At 73.0% G+C, this 14,700-nt stretch carries 12 protein-coding genes; 7 read left to right on the top strand and 5 right to left on the bottom strand.

What is annotated here, in order from left to right; genetic code table 11:
- The first annotated feature begins 68 nt into the window (after positions 1-68).
- The 3 genes from ACTMTJ_RS23205 to ACTMTJ_RS23195 all read left to right on the top strand — a co-directional run bounded on the left by ACTMTJ_RS23205 (position 69) and on the right by ACTMTJ_RS23195 (position 5,162).
- Positions 69-1,493 (top strand): MFS transporter, encoded by a 1,425-nt coding sequence (locus ACTMTJ_RS23205; RefSeq protein ID WP_441219804.1) that lies wholly within the window; start codon positions 69-71, stop codon positions 1,491-1,493.
- A gap of 4 nt (positions 1,494-1,497) precedes the next feature.
- The gene (locus ACTMTJ_RS23200; RefSeq protein ID WP_441219803.1) at positions 1,498-3,012 is read left to right on the top strand and encodes an ATP-dependent DNA ligase; all 1,515 of its coding nucleotides are present in this window, start codon (positions 1,498-1,500) and stop codon (positions 3,010-3,012) included.
- Between the two features lie 86 nt (positions 3,013-3,098).
- Positions 3,099-5,162, top strand: coding sequence for a putative bifunctional diguanylate cyclase/phosphodiesterase (locus tag ACTMTJ_RS23195; protein WP_441219802.1), 2,064 nt, complete (start codon positions 3,099-3,101; stop codon positions 5,160-5,162).
- 219 nt (positions 5,163-5,381) lie between these two features.
- Here ACTMTJ_RS23195 and ACTMTJ_RS23190 read toward each other — a convergent pair whose 3' ends face one another.
- Positions 5,382-5,738, bottom strand: coding sequence for a hypothetical protein (locus tag ACTMTJ_RS23190; protein ID WP_441219801.1), 357 nt, complete (start codon positions 5,736-5,738; stop codon positions 5,382-5,384).
- On the bottom strand, positions 5,735-6,466 hold the full coding sequence (locus tag ACTMTJ_RS23185) for an SURF1 family cytochrome oxidase biogenesis protein (protein ID WP_441219800.1): 732 nt from the start codon (positions 6,464-6,466) through the stop codon (positions 5,735-5,737). Before ACTMTJ_RS23185 ends, ACTMTJ_RS23190 begins: the two co-directional genes overlap by 4 nt.
- Before the next feature lie 105 nt (positions 6,467-6,571).
- Between ACTMTJ_RS23185 and ACTMTJ_RS23180 the strand changes: the two genes are divergently transcribed.
- Positions 6,572-8,047 (top strand): cobyrinate a,c-diamide synthase, encoded by a 1,476-nt coding sequence (locus ACTMTJ_RS23180; protein WP_441219799.1) that lies wholly within the window; start codon positions 6,572-6,574, stop codon positions 8,045-8,047.
- Complete coding sequence (locus tag ACTMTJ_RS23175) at positions 8,044-8,616, top strand: GNAT family N-acetyltransferase (RefSeq protein ID WP_441219798.1); 573 nt, start codon at positions 8,044-8,046, stop codon at positions 8,614-8,616. Before ACTMTJ_RS23180 ends, ACTMTJ_RS23175 begins: the two co-directional genes overlap by 4 nt.
- On the opposite strand, the gene cobA is transcribed toward ACTMTJ_RS23175, so the two are convergent.
- From cobA to cobC, 3 genes are read right to left on the bottom strand one after another with little or no spacing between them, the layout of a single operon-like run.
- On the bottom strand, positions 8,617-9,858 hold the full coding sequence (gene cobA / locus ACTMTJ_RS23170; RefSeq protein WP_441219797.1) for a uroporphyrinogen-III C-methyltransferase: 1,242 nt from the start codon (positions 9,856-9,858) through the stop codon (positions 8,617-8,619).
- Positions 9,855-10,892, bottom strand: coding sequence for a nicotinate-nucleotide--dimethylbenzimidazole phosphoribosyltransferase (gene cobT / locus ACTMTJ_RS23165; protein ID WP_441219982.1), 1,038 nt, complete (start codon positions 10,890-10,892; stop codon positions 9,855-9,857). Before cobT ends, cobA begins: the two co-directional genes overlap by 4 nt.
- The gene (gene cobC / locus ACTMTJ_RS23160) at positions 10,892-11,959 is read right to left on the bottom strand and encodes an Rv2231c family pyridoxal phosphate-dependent protein CobC (protein ID WP_441219796.1); all 1,068 of its coding nucleotides are present in this window, start codon (positions 11,957-11,959) and stop codon (positions 10,892-10,894) included. The genes cobT and cobC overlap by 1 nt, the downstream gene beginning before the upstream one ends.
- Positions 11,960-12,010: 51 nt before the next feature.
- On the opposite strand from cobC, the gene ACTMTJ_RS23155 reads away from it, so the two are divergent.
- Together ACTMTJ_RS23155 and ACTMTJ_RS23150 are read left to right on the top strand one after the other, a co-directional pair.
- The gene (locus ACTMTJ_RS23155) at positions 12,011-14,158 is read left to right on the top strand and encodes a transglycosylase domain-containing protein (protein WP_441219795.1); all 2,148 of its coding nucleotides are present in this window, start codon (positions 12,011-12,013) and stop codon (positions 14,156-14,158) included.
- A gap of 107 nt (positions 14,159-14,265) precedes the next feature.
- A complete protein-coding gene (locus ACTMTJ_RS23150) occupies positions 14,266-14,688 on the top strand; it encodes a PPOX class F420-dependent oxidoreductase (RefSeq protein ID WP_441219794.1) in 423 nt (140 codons plus the stop codon).
- The last annotated feature ends 12 nt before the right edge of the window (positions 14,689-14,700 follow it).

The following is a 14,700-nucleotide window of genomic DNA, read 5'->3' as shown; positions in this document are numbered from 1 at the left end:
CCGGGGCTAATAGTCACACATCATGGGTGCTGTTACAAGTCGTGCACCTAGTAGATGGGTGGTTACCCGTGAACAGGCTCAGGCTGGCGTTGTTGATCTTCGCCGCGTTCATCATCTCGATCGACTTCAACATCGTGTACGTCGCGTTGCCCGACATCGGGCACGAACTCGGGTTCACCGCGCAGTCGCTCCAGTGGGTGATCAGCGCGTACGCCGTCGGCTTCGGCGGGCTCCTGCTGCTCGGCGGGCGAGCGGTCGACCGGCTCGGCGCCCGGCGGATGTTCATGCTGGGCATGGGGGTCTTCGGGCTCGCCTCGCTGGCCGGCGGCCTGGCGGGCGACCCGGGCGTGCTGGTGGCTGCCCGAGTGGTGCAGGGCATGGGTGGCGCGCTGCTCTTCCCGGCCACGCTCGCCCTGATCAACAACACATTCGCGGCCGGCCCCGCGCGCAACCGGGCGCTGAGCCTGTGGGGCGTCGCCGGCAGCACCGGCGCCGTGGCCGGCCCGATGGCCGGCGGAGTGATCACCAACTTCCTCGGCTGGGAGTGGGTGTTCTTCGTCAACGCGCCGCTCACGGTGGCCGCGATCGCCGCCGCGCTGCGCGTGCTGGCGCCGGACGCGCGTGGCTACGCGTGGGGTGGCTTCGACCTGCCCGGCGCGCTGGTCGCCACCGCCGGGTCGACGCTGGTGGTCTTCGGGCTGGCCAGCGGGCCGGACGCGGGCTGGGGCTCGGCGCGCGGTGCGGGTGCGCTGGCGCTCGGTGCGCTGCTGCTGGGCGCGTTCGTGCTGATCGAGCGGGCCGCCCGCGACCCGTTGGCCCCGCCGCGCCTCTTCGGCGTACGCAGCCTGGTCACGATGATGGCGTTGATCTTCGTGCTCATGGGCACGATCAACACGCTGCACTACCTCTTCTACATGGACGTGCAGGAGGTGCTCGGGTACAGCGCGCTCGGCGCCGGCCTGGCGTTCCTGCCGATGAGCGTCATGTCGATCCTGGGCGCCGCCAAGCTGCTCCCGGTGCTGCTCAGCCGCCTCGGCATGCGCGGTGCCCTGTTCACCGGCGTCCTGGGCGCGGGCCTGTCGATGGCGGCGGTCGCCGCGGGCATGTCGGCGGGCGGGTCGTACTGGCGACTGCTCCCCGGGATCGTGTTCCTCGGGCTGTTCGCCGGCATGGTGTACCCGATGGTCTTCCTCGCCAGCGGCACGGACGTCGCCGCCGCCGAGCAGGGTGTCGCGTCGGCGCTGGTCTCCACGTCGCAGCAGGTCGGCGGCGCGGTGGGCCTGGCCGCGCTGGTGGCGGTCGCGAACGCCGGCCTCGACGTGGGCGAGGGCGCGGCGCCCGCCGCCGACCTGGTGGCCGGACTGCGTACCGCCGGCTGGGTGGCCGCGGTGGTGACCGTCGCGGGCGCGTTCCTCGTCCTGCGCCTCAAGCGGGCTGAGCGGCGCGAACTCGATCCGGTGGCCGCGGAATTGTCGGTCGGGCCACTACCGTGAAGGCGTGCGCTTTGTGGATCTCGTGGCCACCTCGGCGGCGGTCTCGGCGACGTCCAGCCGAAAGGCCAAGGTCGAGCTGCTCGCCGACGCCCTGCGCCGGCTGGAGCCGGAGGAGATCGTGCCCGGGTCGGCATACCTGGCGGGGGAGCTGCGCCAGCGCCAGACCGGCGTCGGCTGGGCCACCCTCCGGGAGGCGCCACCACCCGCTGCCGAGCCCACCCTGACCGTGGCCGCCGTCGACCTGGCGATCGAGGAGATCTCCAAGGTCGGCGGCGCCGGCTCGCAGGCCCGCCGCCGGGAGCTGGTCGGGGCGCTCTTCGCCGCGGCCACCGCCGACGAGCAGCGCCACCTCATCGGCCTGTTCGGCGGCGAGCTGCGGCAGGGCGCCCAGGCCGGGCTGCTGGTCGACGCCATCGCCCGAGCCGGCGAGGTGCCGGTGACGCTGGTCCGGCGGGCGCTGCTGCTGGCCGGTGACCTCAAGGAGGTGGCCGCGGCGGCGCTGACCGGCGGAGCGGCGGCGCTCGCGGAGTTCACGCTGCGGGTGGGCCGCCCGCTCGCCCCGATGCTGGCGCAGAGCGCGGCCTCGATCGACGACGCGCTCGCCGCCACCGGTGTGCCCGCGGTGGTCGACGTCAAGCTCGACGGCATCCGCATCCAGGTGCACCGCTCGGGCGACGAGGTCGGTGTCTTCACCCGCAGCCTCGACGACATCACGCCCCGGCTGCCCGAGGTGGTCGCGGCCGTGCGCGCGTTGCCGGTCCGCGAGCTCGTGCTCGACGGCGAGGCGATGGCCCTGGACGCGGCGGGGCGGCCGCGCCCGTTCCAGGAGACGGCCAGCCGCGCGGCCACTCGGGGCGCGCCGGTCACCGCGCTCACGCCGTACTTCTTCGATCTCCTCCACCTCGACGGCGTCGACCTGCTCGACGCGCCTGGACGGGAGCGGTGGGCCGCGCTCGCCGAGGCGGTGCCGGCGCCGCTGCTGGTCGGCCGCACCGCGGTCACCACGCCGGCCGAAGCGGCGGACGCCTTCGCGGCGGCACTCGCCGCGGGCCAGGAGGGCGTCGTCGTCAAGTCGCCCGACGCGGCGTACGACGTGGGGCGCCGCGGCGCGGCCTGGGTCAAGGTCAAGCCGCGACACACCCTCGATCTGGTGGTGCTGGCCGTCGAGTGGGGACACGGGCGGCGCAAGGGCTGGCTGTCCAATCTGCACCTCGGCGCGCGCGATCCGCGGACCGGCGGGTTCGTGATGTTGGGCAAGACCTTCAAAGGCCTCACCGACGAGCTCTTGCGGTGGCAGACTGAACGCTTCCTGGAGTTGGCGGTCGATAAAGGTGACTGGGTGGTGACCGTGCGGCCGGAGCAGGTGGTCGAGGTCGCGTTCGACGGCGTGCAGGCGAGCCCGCGATACCCGGGCGGGGTGGCGCTTCGCTTCGCGCGCGTCTTGCGCTACCGCGACGACAAGACGGCGGCGGAGGCGGACACCATCGACGCTGTGCGGTCGATCCACACCGGGATGTGAAAGTTCCACACGAGCGGCGTTGCCCCCTATGCTGGCCCGTAGCGTGCCGGGTTTTTGTCCTGAAAGGTGGGTGAACGGGGGCGCCGATGGTGACCGCCGAGCGGCTCGCCCAGCACTGGGCCCGCGCGATCGCGTGGACGAGCTTCGTGTCGATGACGACCGGCGAGCTGGCCGTTCACCTGGCGGGTCCGGCAGCTCGCCTTCTCGACGCGCTCGTCGCCGACAAGCCCGACCCGAGCCCCGCGCACGAGGTCGGTGCCGGGCTGGTGGCCGCCCACTTCACCCAGCCCGCCTCGCTCGACCGCACGCTCGTGGTGCTCGACGACCAGCTCGGCGCGTACGCCGAGTCGATCGGCAAGGGCTCCCGCCTCGGCCTGCTGCTGGGCGCGCTCGCCGCCGGATACGCCGAGGCGCTGCGCGAGCGGACGCTCAGCGAGCAGGAGGACATCTACGCCGCCGCGCTGGCCGCCCGGATCGAGGCCGAGGAGGCCCGGCTGGCCAGCGAGGCGCGCTTCCAGGCGGTCTTCGCCGAGGCCGCGATCGGCATCGGCATCGCCGCGCTGGACGGCCGGCTGCTGGAGGTCAACAGGGCGCTGTGCGCGATGTTCGGGTACCGGCGGGACCAGTTTCTCGCCCTCCCGGCCGGCGCGTTCCTGCCACCGGGCGGGCTACGCGACCGCGACCACTACCGCACCGAGCGGCCCTACCGGCGGGCGGACGGCGGCCGGATCTGGACCGACCTGGTGGTCTCGCTGATCCGGGGGCGGGACGGCACGCCGCTGTACGCGGTGGCCATGGTCGAAGACGTCACCGAGCGCCGCTCGCTCCAGCAGCAGCTGCGCCACCAGGCCATGCACGACCCGCTCACCGACCTGCCCAACCGCACGCTCTTCTTCGAACGGCTGACCGGCGCCCTGATCACCCCGGAGCCCGAGGCCCGGGTCGGCATCTGCTACCTCGACCTCGACGGCTTCAAGGCGATCAACGACACGCTCGGGCACGACGCCGGCGACGAGCTGATCCGCACGGTGGCCAGCCGGCTCGCCGCGCGGCTCACCCCGAGCGGCCACCTCGTGGCCCGGATGGGCGGCGACGAGTTCGTCGTGCTCGTCGCACAGGCCAAGGACACCGCCGACGTCGTACGGGTGGCCGAGCTCGCCCTCGACGCGGTACGCGCGCCGGTGCACCTCGGCGGCCACGTGCTCAACGTCTCGGCCAGCGTGGGCGTGGTCGACCGGCCGGTCGAGGGCACCGACGCGGCCGAGCTGATGAAGGCCGCCGACACCACGCTCTACTGGGCCAAGGCCGACGGGCGGGACCGGTGGGCGATCTTCGACGCCGACCGGCACGCCTCCGATGTCAGCCGCTACCGGCTCTCCGGCCAACTGCCCGAGGCACTCGCCCGGCGCGAGTTTTTTGTGGAGTACCAGCCGCTGGTGCGCCTCGACGACGCCGTCGTGGTCGGCACCGAGGCGCTGGTGCGGTGGCGCCATCCGGAGCTCGGGGTGCTCGGTCCCAACCGCTTCATCGAGCTGGCCGAGGAGACCGGCGCGATCGCTCCGCTGGGGCAGTGGGTGCTCACCGAGGCATGCCACCAGGCCCGCGCGTGGCGGGATGGGCACCCGGGGCGGCCGCTGCTGATGAGCGTCAACATCGCGGTGCGCCAGGTGCGTGACGAGGGCTTCGTCGACGCGGTCAAGGAGGCGCTCGCCGAGACCGGCCTCGAGCCCGAGGCACTCCAGCTGGAGGTGACCGAGAGCTCGGTGATGGGCAGCGCCGGCCAGCCGCTGCGCACCCTCCACGCGCTCGCCGAGATGGGCGTGCGGATCGCGATCGACGACTTCGGCACCGGCTACTCCAACCTTGCGTACCTGCGCGACCTGCCGGTACACGCGCTCAAGCTGGCCGGGCGCTTCATGGCGGGGCTGCGCGCGCCGGGCGGTCCCGACCAGACCGACCAGGAGATCCTTTCCGCCCTGATCCGCCTGGCCCACAAGCTCAAGCTGACCGTGACCGCCGAAGGCGTGGAGACGGCGGCCCAGGCCGCGGCCCTGCGCAAGCTCGGCTGCGACATGGCGCAAGGCTGGCACTACGGCCGCGCCGTCTCACCCGACGAGGTCGCGCTGGGCGATCTTCATCCAACGACATAGCGCGAAATCACGCTCGGTCGCGACTTCCGGAGGTGACCCTTGCCGGCGAGGGGGTTGGGCTTGTCGCGCGGGGCTGGCAGCGGAGGTCGGGGATCTCGGCTCGCTCTGCGAGCCGCCGGCCTGCGCGGTCTCCGGCGGGAGCGGTGGTCCGGAGCTGACGCGGACCCGGGAAATCCCTAGAGGGCTTCCTCAGGGTGAGGGCTCGTGCCCGGAAGGTCTCTACAGGGCGGCCAGCGAGCGGACGTAGTTGACCTGGTTGTGGATCTGTTGCACCTGCTCCTGGGTGGTGACCGGGATGCGGGCGACGTACTGCCGCGGGCCGTTGGTCACCGTCACCTGCACGATGCCTTTGTAGACGGTCTGCTTGACCAGCAGGAAGAGCAGGCTGAAGAAGGCCAGCACGCAGAAGCCCAGCACCGCGGCCACGATCGCCCAGGTGGGCGTCTTCTGCTCGGTCTGCCAGAAGTCGGAGACCTGCCAGCTCGACTCGGCCAGCGGGATCTCGCCGGCCGGTGTGCGCACGGCCGTGGGGGTCACCGCGATCTCCCCGATCAGGGCGACGACCGGGTCGCTCATGCGGTCGCCAGCTCCGCGCGGTCGACCGGCTCCGCCTTCGGGTGTGCCTCGCGGTAGACGGTCCAGCCGAAGCCGGCCACCGCGAGGGCCGCGAAGAGCCACCACTGGAGCACGTACCCGGCGTTCTGCCAGGAGTTTTCGTGCTGGATGGTGACCTCGGTGAAGCCGTCGGCGGGTTTTTCGCTCAGCACGTACGCGCCGTAGACGGGGTAGGGCAGCTCCTCGGCCAGCCGCGCCACGCCGATCCGGCGCGTCTCGATCTTGCCCTCGCGGCGGGTCACCGAGTCGGGCCGGCTCTCGCTCAGGTGCACCCGGCCGACCACGGTCACCTCGCCGGTGGGCGCGGCCGGCACCTTCGGCATGGCGACCGCGCCGCCGGGTGCGGGCGGCACCCAGCCCCGGTCGACCAGGACCGTCGGACCGTCGGTGCGGACCAGCGGGGTGACCACCTCGAAGCCCACCGATCCGTCGACCGTGCGGCCACGGACGAGGATCTCGTTGGCCGTGTCGTACTGGCCGGTGACAGTCACCCGCGTCCATGCCGCGGGCACCTCCTCCGGCAGCGCGATCGGCGCGACCCGTGACGACTCGTCGATCCGTTCGTTGGTCGCACTGCGCTGCTGGTACCGGTGCAGCTGCCAGTTGCCGAGCAGCACCATGACGACGGCCGCCACGCCGATGAGGGCGGCAAAGCCCAGCCAGCGGGGGGTCAAGAGGAACCGGTACACAGCACGAGGCTACTCGTGTGATCTCAGGCACTACTCTGGTCCCGGCCGATTGTGGTTCCGGCCCCACCGTTGGTGGTCGCGGGCCGTTTGGGGGAGGAGACGTCGATGACCGCTGTGCCGCGCGTCGTGGTGAGCGCGCCATCGTCCGGACACGGCAAGACCGCCGTGGCCGTGGGCCTCCTCGCGGCGCTGGCCGGCCGGGGCATGCGCGCCGCCGGCTTCAAGATCGGACCGGACCACACCGACGCCGCGTACCTTGGCCTCGCCGCCGGCCGGCCCGGCCGCAACCTCGACCCCCGGCTGGTCGGCCCGGCGCGGGTCGCCCCGCTCTTCGCACACGGTGCGAGCGGCGCCGACATCGCGGTGGTCGAGGGCACGATGGGCCTCTTCGACAGCCTCACCGGCCGCGCCGACTCGCACTCCACGGCCGGCGTCGCCGCCACCCTGCGCGCACCGGTCATCCTCGTGGTCGACGTCGGCGCGATGGGCCAGTCGGTCGCCGCGCTGGTGCACGGCTTCCGGGCGTACGACGAGGTGCTGTGGCTCGGTGGCGTGATCCTCAACCGGGTCGCCTCCGACCGACACGAGCAGCTGCTGCGCGAGGCGCTCGACGACATCGGCGTGCCCGTCTTCGGTGCGCTGCGCCGCCGCGACCTGCCCGCCGCCCTCCCGTCCCGGCACGACGGCGTGGTGCCGGTGGTGCATCGGAATGTCGAGGCGGCCCGCGGCGTGCGGCGGCTGGGCGAGGGCATCACCGGCGCGGTCGACCTCGACCGGCTCGTCGCGCTCGCCCGCTCCGCGCCCCAGCTCGGCGTCGAGCCGTGGACCGCGCGTGGGGAGAGCCCCGCCGTCGCGGTCGGGCGCCGTCCGGTCGTCGCCCTCGCCGGCGGTCCGCAGATGTCCTACTCGTACGCGGAGACGGCCGAGCTGCTCACCGCCGCCCGCGCACACGTCGTGCTGGTCGACCCGCTGCGCGACGAGCACCTCCCCGAGGGCACGGACGCGCTGGTGGTCGGCGGTGGCCTGCCCGAGTCGTACGCGGAGGAGCTTTCCGCCAACCGCCGCCTGTGTACGGAGGTCGCCGCCCTCGCCCAAGCCGGCCGCCCGGTGATCGCCGAGGGGGCGGGCGTGCTGTGGCTGGCCCGTGAGTTCGACGGCCGGCCGATGTGTGGGGTCGTCGAGGCCACCGGCATGAGCACCGACCAGATCGTCGTCGGCTACCGCGAGGCGACCGCCCGCGCGTCCACCCCGGTCGCCCAGCTCGGCGCCCGCATGGTCGGCTACAAGCAGCACCGCGGCGTGCTCAACCCGCGCGCCGGCCAGACCCCCGCCTGGACCTGGGGTGGCAGCACACCGGAGGGCTTCGTGTGGCGCCGCGTGCACGCCTCCCAGCTCATGCTCCACTGGGCCGGCGCGCCCGAGATCGCCCACCGGCTCGTGGCGGCCGCCGCGCCGGCGGAGGTCGCTCCCGCCGTGCCGGCTCCGGTCACGGACACGGCCGAGCTGCCCGCGCAGCCTGGCCCGGCGGCCGCGCCCGACGCTCAACCTTCGGTCAGCCCGAGTGGTGAGGTTCAATCGTGACTGGACACGTCGCGGTGCGGCGGTTTCCGTCGCTGACCGTGTCGACCCCGCGCGTACTCGTGCGCCCCGTCGAGGTCACCGACGCGAAGACGGTCACCGAGGTCTTCGTCGACAAGCAGACCCAGCGGTGGTTGCCGTTCCCGCGCGAGTTCGGGCAGATCGAGGGCGTCGCGTGGTGCTCCGAGAGCGCCCAGGAGCGGCGCGACAGCGGTGCCGGCGACCACTACGCGGTGGTGCGGCGCGAAGACGAGCGGCTCGTCGGTTGCCTGTGGACCAAGCGCACCGACTGGGTCGCGAAGGTCACCGAGGTGTCGTACGCGATCGCGCCCGACACGCGCGGCTTCGGGGTCGCCGCCGAGGCGGTCGACGCGCTCGCGATCGCGTTGCTGCTGGAGCACGGGTTTCAGCGGATCGAGCTGCGCGTGGCCCCGGGCAACACGGCGTCGCGGCGGGTCGCGGAGAAGGCCGGCTTCACGTACGAGGGGCTGCTCCGCAACGCCGGCCACGTACACAGTGGACGGGTCGACCTGGAGGTCTGGTCGCTCGTCAAGGCAGACCTCGGCTCGTAGTCACCCGGCCGGGAGGACGTCGACGACCTCGCCGACGACGACGATCGCGGGTGGGCGGAAGCCCGCCTCGGCCGTCTCCGCCGCGACCTCCGACAACACCGTGCGGAGCACCCGCTGCGCCCCTGTCGTGCCCTCCTGGACGACCGCGGCCGGGGTCTCCGGCGCGCGGCCGTGAGCGAGCAGCGTGGCGGCGATCTTCGGCAGGTTCTTGAGGCCCATCAGCACCACCAGCGTGCCCCGCATCCGGGCCAGCGCCGGCCAGTCCACAAGGGAGGACGGGTCCGACGGGGCGACGTGCCCGCTCACCACCGTGAACTCGTGCGCCACCCCGCGGTGCGTCACCGGGATGCCGGCCACGGCCGGTGCGGCCACCGAGCTCGTCACGCCGGGCACCACGGTGACCGGCACGCCGGCCTGGGCGCAGGCGATCGCCTCCTCGCCGCCGCGGCCGAAGACGTACGGGTCCCCGCCCTTGAGGCGGACCACCATGAGGCCGGCTGCGGCGCGTTCGACGAGGATGCGGTTGATCTCCTCCTGTGCTTTGGCCGGGCCGTACGGGATCTTCGAGGCGTCCACCAGCTCCACCTCGGGCCGCAGTTCGTCGAGGAGCAGGCCGGGCACGAGCCGGTCGGCGACGACAACGTCCGCCTCGGCCAGCAGGCGCCGGCCCTTGACCGTGATCAGCTCGGGGTCGCCGGGTCCGGCGCCGACGAGTACGACCCGGCCGCCGCCGAGCACCTCGCGCGCGGGGGCGTCGGAGAGGCCGGCGGGCGTCGCGCAGCCGGGCAGCGTGCCGTCCAGCAGGCCCTCGCGGATCGCGTCGCGGATCACCACGGCGCGGGGCGGGTCGCCGCCGGCGGTGACGGCGACGGTGACCGCGCCGTGCCGGGTGGTGGCGGGCGTCCAGGCGGTGGCCGCGTGCCGGTCGTCCGCGCGCACGCAGAAGACCCGCCGCTCCAGCGCCGCCGCGCTCACCGCCGCCGCGGCGGCCCGGTCGTCGACGGCCACCTGTACCAGCCAGGCACCGTCCACATCGGAGGCTTGGAAGCGTCGCTCGCTCCACCGCACCCGGCCGGCGTCGACGAGCGCGCGCAGCGCCGGGGTCAGGTGCGGGCTGACCACCTCGACCCGCGCGCCCGCGTCGAGCAGCGCGGGCACCCGCCGGGTGGCGACCGCGCCGCCGCCGACGACGAGCACGCGGCGTCCCTGGAGGAGCAGGGCGAGTGGGTACGGACTCGTCACTTTTCGGACACTCCCGCGGAGTCGAACGTCGCCACCTCGTGCAGCACCCGCACCGCGCTCGCCACGATCGGCACGGCGAGCACCGCGCCGGTGCCTTCGCCGAGGCGCAGGCCGAGGTCGATGAGCGGCTCGAGGTCGAGGTGGGCCAGTGCCACCGTCGCGCCCGGCTCGGCCGAGCGGTGGCCGGCCACCATCGCGCCGACCGCGTCGGGGGCCAGCGCCGCCGCCGCGAGCGCGGCCGAGACCGCGATCACCCCGTCCAGGATCACGGGTACCCGGCGGGAGGCGCCGCCCAGGATGAAGCCGGCGATGGCCGCGTGTTCCAGCCCGCCGACCGCCGCCAGCACGCCCACCGGGTCGGCCGGGTCGGGCTTGTGCGTCTCGAGCGCGGCGCGGACGACGGCCACCTTCCGGGCGTACCGGTAGTCGTCGATGCCCGTGCCCCGCCCGGTGACAGCGTCGGCGCTCGCACCGGTGAACGCCGCGATCAGCGCCGCGGCGGGCGTCGTGTTGGCGATGCCCATGTCGCCGGTGACCAGCGCCCGCGCGCCCTCGTCCACGAGCCTGAACGCGACCCGTGCGCCGGTCTCCAGCGCGGCCGACACTTCGTCGCGGGTGAGCGCCGCCTGCGCGGTCATGTCTCGCGTGCCGGCGCGCACCTTGGCGGCGACGAGGCCGGGCCCCTCACCGAGCTCGTCGAGCACGCCGACGTCGACGACCGTCACCGAGGCGCCGATCTGCCGGGCGAACGCGTTGACCACCGCGCCGCCGGACAGGAAGTTGGCCACCATCTGGCCGGTCACCTCCTGCGGCCAGGGTGTCACCCCTTGGGCGTGTACGCCGTGGTCGCCCGCGAAGATCGCCACCGCGGCCGGCTCGGGCAGTGGGGGCGGGCACTCACCGGCCAGCCCGGCCAGGCGCACGGAGAGCTCTTCCAGCGCGCCGAGCGAGCCCGCCGGCTTGGTGAGCCGCGCGTGCAGGGCGCGTGCTGCCTCCATCGCCCCTTGGTCCAGGGGAGAAATGCCCTCGATCATCACGCCTCCAGTGTCTTCCGCAGGGCCGAGACGAAACCATCGGTGATCGCAGTGTCCCGTACCGCGATCCGTAGCCAGTCGGCGCCCAGCCCGGGAAAAGTGTCGCCGCGCCGCACCGCGTACCCCAAGTCCCGGAGGGCCAGCCGGACACGGCCGCCATCGGGCACGTGGACGAGGACGAACGACGACGCCGGCCGCCCTTGGACGGTGACGCCGGGCAGACCGCCCAGCGCGGCCACCAGGTGGTCGCGATCGGCGGCGAGCGTGCTGGCGATCTCCCGCTCGGCCGCGACAGCGGCCGGGCTCGCACATGCGGCGGCCGCGGCCAGCGCGGGCGTGGAGACGGCCCACAGCGGCTGTACGGCGGCGAGCCGCGCCAGCAGGTCGGCCGGCCCGAGCAGGTAGCCGATCCGTAGCCCGGCCAGCCCCCACGTCTTGGTGAGGCTGCGTACGACGACGAGCCCGGGCAGGTCGCGGCGGCCGGCCAGCGACTCGGCCTCGCCGCTGGTGTCCGCGAACGCCTCGTCCACCACCAGCACCCGCCCCGGGCGGGCGAGGGCGGCCACCGCCTGCACGGGGTGAAGTACCGAGGTCGGGTTGGTGGGGTTGCCGACGAAGACGAGGTCGGCGTCGTCCGGCACGAGCGCCGGGTCGAGCGCGAAGCCGGATCCCTCCGGAAGGAGCACCCGAGTCACCTCGTGGCCGGCGTGCCGCAGCGCCGCCTCCGGCTCGGTGAACTGCGGGTGTACCACCACCGGCCGCCGCACCCCGCGCAGCGCCTGGGCCAGCAGCACGAAGCCCTGCGCGGCACCGGCGGTGAGCAGCACCTCGTCCACCGGGCGGGTGTGGCGAGCGGCGACCGCCGCGGTGGCCGGGGCCGGATCGGGGTACGCGGCGAGGTCGGCGAGCGAGGCCGCGATCGGCTCGGCCAGCCACGGCGGCATCGGCGCCCGGCGCACGTTGACCGCGAGATCGACCAAGCCCGAGCCGACTTCGAGGTCGCCGTGAAACCCGAGATCCATACCGTCCAGGATGAAGGAGCGATCGCCGATCCCGGCGCGCGGCATGTTTTGCGTCTTTAGATCATGTCTTGACGGGCTTTGTCCTACCTTTGGGTAGTGATGAAGCGCGTACTCTCCGCAACCAGTCGGATGGCACCCCTCGTCCGCGCCGGACTCATCGCCGGGGTGCTCGTGGCCGCCGTCGCCTACCCCATCGCCGCCGCGGGTGGCATCGGGGCCAAGGCTGCCGCCGATTTCGTCGGCGACATGCCCTCGGTCCTGGACGTGACCCCACCGGCGCAGACCACCTACGTGTACGCGGCGGACGGCAAGACGCTGATCACGATGTTCTACGAGGAGCATCGTAAGTTCACACCGATCAGCCAGATGTCGGTGAACATCCGGCGGGCCATCGTCGCCTCCGAGGACTCCCGCTTCTACCAGCACAACGGCGTGGACGCGAAGGGCATCGCCCGCGCCTTCGTCGCCAACCACCAGGGCGGCGAGGTGCAGCAGGGCGCGTCGACGCTGACGATGCAGTACGTGCGCATGGCGCTGCGGGACAGCGCGAAGACGCCCGTGGAGGTGCAGAAGGCCACCGAGCAGACCAGCGCCCGCAAGATCCGCGAGATGCGGCTGGCGGTCGAGCTGGAGAAGCAGGTCAGCAAGCAGCAGATCCTGGAGCGCTACCTCAACTCGGCGTACTTCGGGCACCGGGCGTACGGCATCTACGCCGCGGCCGAGGTCTTCTTCTCCAAGCGCCCCAAGGACCTCACGCTGGTCGAGGCGGCCACGCTCGCCGGCCTGGTCAAGGCGCCCACCGCGTACGACCCGGCGAGCCAGGACAAGCGCGCGGCCACCGAGCGGCGCAACTACGTGATCGACCGGATGGTGGCGCTCCAGTACGCGACGCCGGCCGAGGCCGAGAAGGCCAAGGCGACCCCGATCAAGCTCAACCTCACCACGCCGGCGAACGACTGCGTCTCCGTCACCGACAAGCACAACGACTGGGGCTTCTTCTGCGACTACTTCAAGACCTGGTGGAACGAGCAGAAGGCGTTCGGCAGCAGCGCGCAGGAGCGGGAGGACCGGCTGCGCCGCGGCGGGTACAAGATCGTGACGACGCTCGACCCGAAGATCCAGCGCGGCGCGCAGTCGAACGTGCTGGAGAAGGAGGGCAAGACCAGCCGCTTCGCGCTCGGCCTCGTGGCCATCCAGCCCGGCACCGGCCAGGTCAAGGCGATGGCGGTCAACCGCACGTACTCGCTCGACCAGAAGCACAACGGCGCGCACTCCGACCCCAGCAAGAGCGGCAAGATCCCGGGCAACTACCCGAACACGGTGAACCCGCTGCTCGGCGGCGGTGACATGCCGGGGTACCAGGCGGGTTCGACGTTCAAGATGTTCGTCATGCTCGCCGCGCTCGACGCCGGCATGCCGATGTCGACGTCCTTCCACGCGCCGCACCGGTATGTCTCGCAGTACCTGGCCGGCGAGGGCGAGCCGAGCAGCTGCGGCGGCCGCTGGTGCCCGTCGAACGCCTCCGGCGCCATGACCGGCCGCCAGAACATGTGGACCGGCTTCGGCAAGTCGGTGAACACCTACTTCGTCCAGCTCGAACAGAAGGTGGGCGCGGACAAGGCGGTGCGTATGGCCGAGCGGCTGGGCCTGCGGTGGCGCACCGACATCGACAAGCTCCAGGCCTCGCCGGCGAAGGCGCGCGGCTGGGGCGCGTTCACGCTCGGCGTCTCCGACGTGACCCCGCTGGAGATGGCGAACGCGTACGCGACCGTCGCCGCCGACGGCAAGTACTGCGAGGCACTGCCCGTGCTGTCGGTCATCGGGCCGGACGGGGCTCAGGCCGCGTACAAGGGCGTCGAGGTGGCCAAGCCCCGCTGCATGCAGGTGGTCAAGCCGGCGGCCGCCCGAGCCGCGGCGGACGCGGCCCGCTGCGTGACCGGCTTCGGCGCGGCGCGGGGCTCGTGCGGCGGCTGGTCGACCGCGCCCGGCGTGTACGGCATCGTGGGGCGCCCGGTGGCCGGCAAGACCGGTACGACCGACTCCACGCGCGCGGCCTGGTTCGTCGGCATGACGCCCGACCTGGCGGCCGCCTCGTTCATCGCCGACCCGGACTACCCGTTCAACGCGGTGGGCGACCACCAGTCGCTCAAGCCGATCAACTCGGTGGCGGAAACCCTGCGCGACGGTCTGAAGGGCAAACCCAAGCGCAACTTCACCCCACCACCGTCTTCCATCTTGCGCTGATTTCCGCACCGCGGTCGGCGCCGCCCGCTCCGGGTGGCGCTTCCGGGGCGTGGCACGTCATGCTGTCGTGGCGGCTGGCCCGGCGCGATCGGAAGGGACACACGCCAATGGCGACGATGACCGACGACGAATGGCGATCCTTCGTTACCGAGGGCACGCGGCTTGCCCACATAGCCCTCGCCCGCGCCGACGGGCGGCCCCACGTCACGCCGATCTGCTTCGTCCTCGATGGCGACGAGCTCGCCTTCGTCCTGTCGCCCGGGAGCGTCAAGAGCAAGAGCCTGGCCCGTGACCAGCGCGTCGCGGTCTGCGTCAGCGACGAGCGGCAACCCTACGGCTTCGTGACCTTGGAAGGACACGCGCGCACCTCCGCCGAGCCGGACCAGATCAAAGACATCGCCGTGGGCATCGCCGACCGCTACTACCCCTCGGCCCCCGCGGCGGACCTCGCTGAACAGTTCGTGCGGGGCGGCTTCACCGCGGTTCGCATCAGCATCACCAACGTCATCGCCCGATCCGGCCTCGGCTGACAGCGCCTCGCG

Source organism: Phytohabitans sp. LJ34 (genome assembly GCF_052068095.1).
Classification (GTDB): Bacteria; Actinomycetota; Actinomycetes; order Mycobacteriales; family Micromonosporaceae; genus Phytohabitans.
Note: the sequence above shows the minus strand (reverse complement) of the source record. Positions and strands in the feature narration are given on the sequence as shown.

What these genes read in the sequence shown, in the direction of transcription:
- ACTMTJ_RS23195 (WP_441219802.1), top strand. Translation starts at nt 3,099, where the DNA reads ATGGTGACCGCCGAGCGGCTCGCCCAGCACTGGGCCCGCGCGATCGCG.
- ACTMTJ_RS23190 (WP_441219801.1), bottom strand. Translation starts at nt 5,738, where the DNA reads ATGAGCGACCCGGTCGTCGCCCTGATCGGGGAGATCGCGGTGACCCCC.
- ACTMTJ_RS23180 (WP_441219799.1), top strand. Translation starts at nt 6,572, where the DNA reads ATGACCGCTGTGCCGCGCGTCGTGGTGAGCGCGCCATCGTCCGGACAC.
- cobT (WP_441219982.1), bottom strand. Translation starts at nt 10,892, where the DNA reads ATGATCGAGGGCATTTCTCCCCTGGACCAAGGGGCGATGGAGGCAGCA.
- cobC (WP_441219796.1), bottom strand. Translation starts at nt 11,959, where the DNA reads ATGCCGCGCGCCGGGATCGGCGATCGCTCCTTCATCCTGGACGGTATG.
- ACTMTJ_RS23150 (WP_441219794.1), top strand. Translation starts at nt 14,266, where the DNA reads ATGGCGACGATGACCGACGACGAATGGCGATCCTTCGTTACCGAGGGC.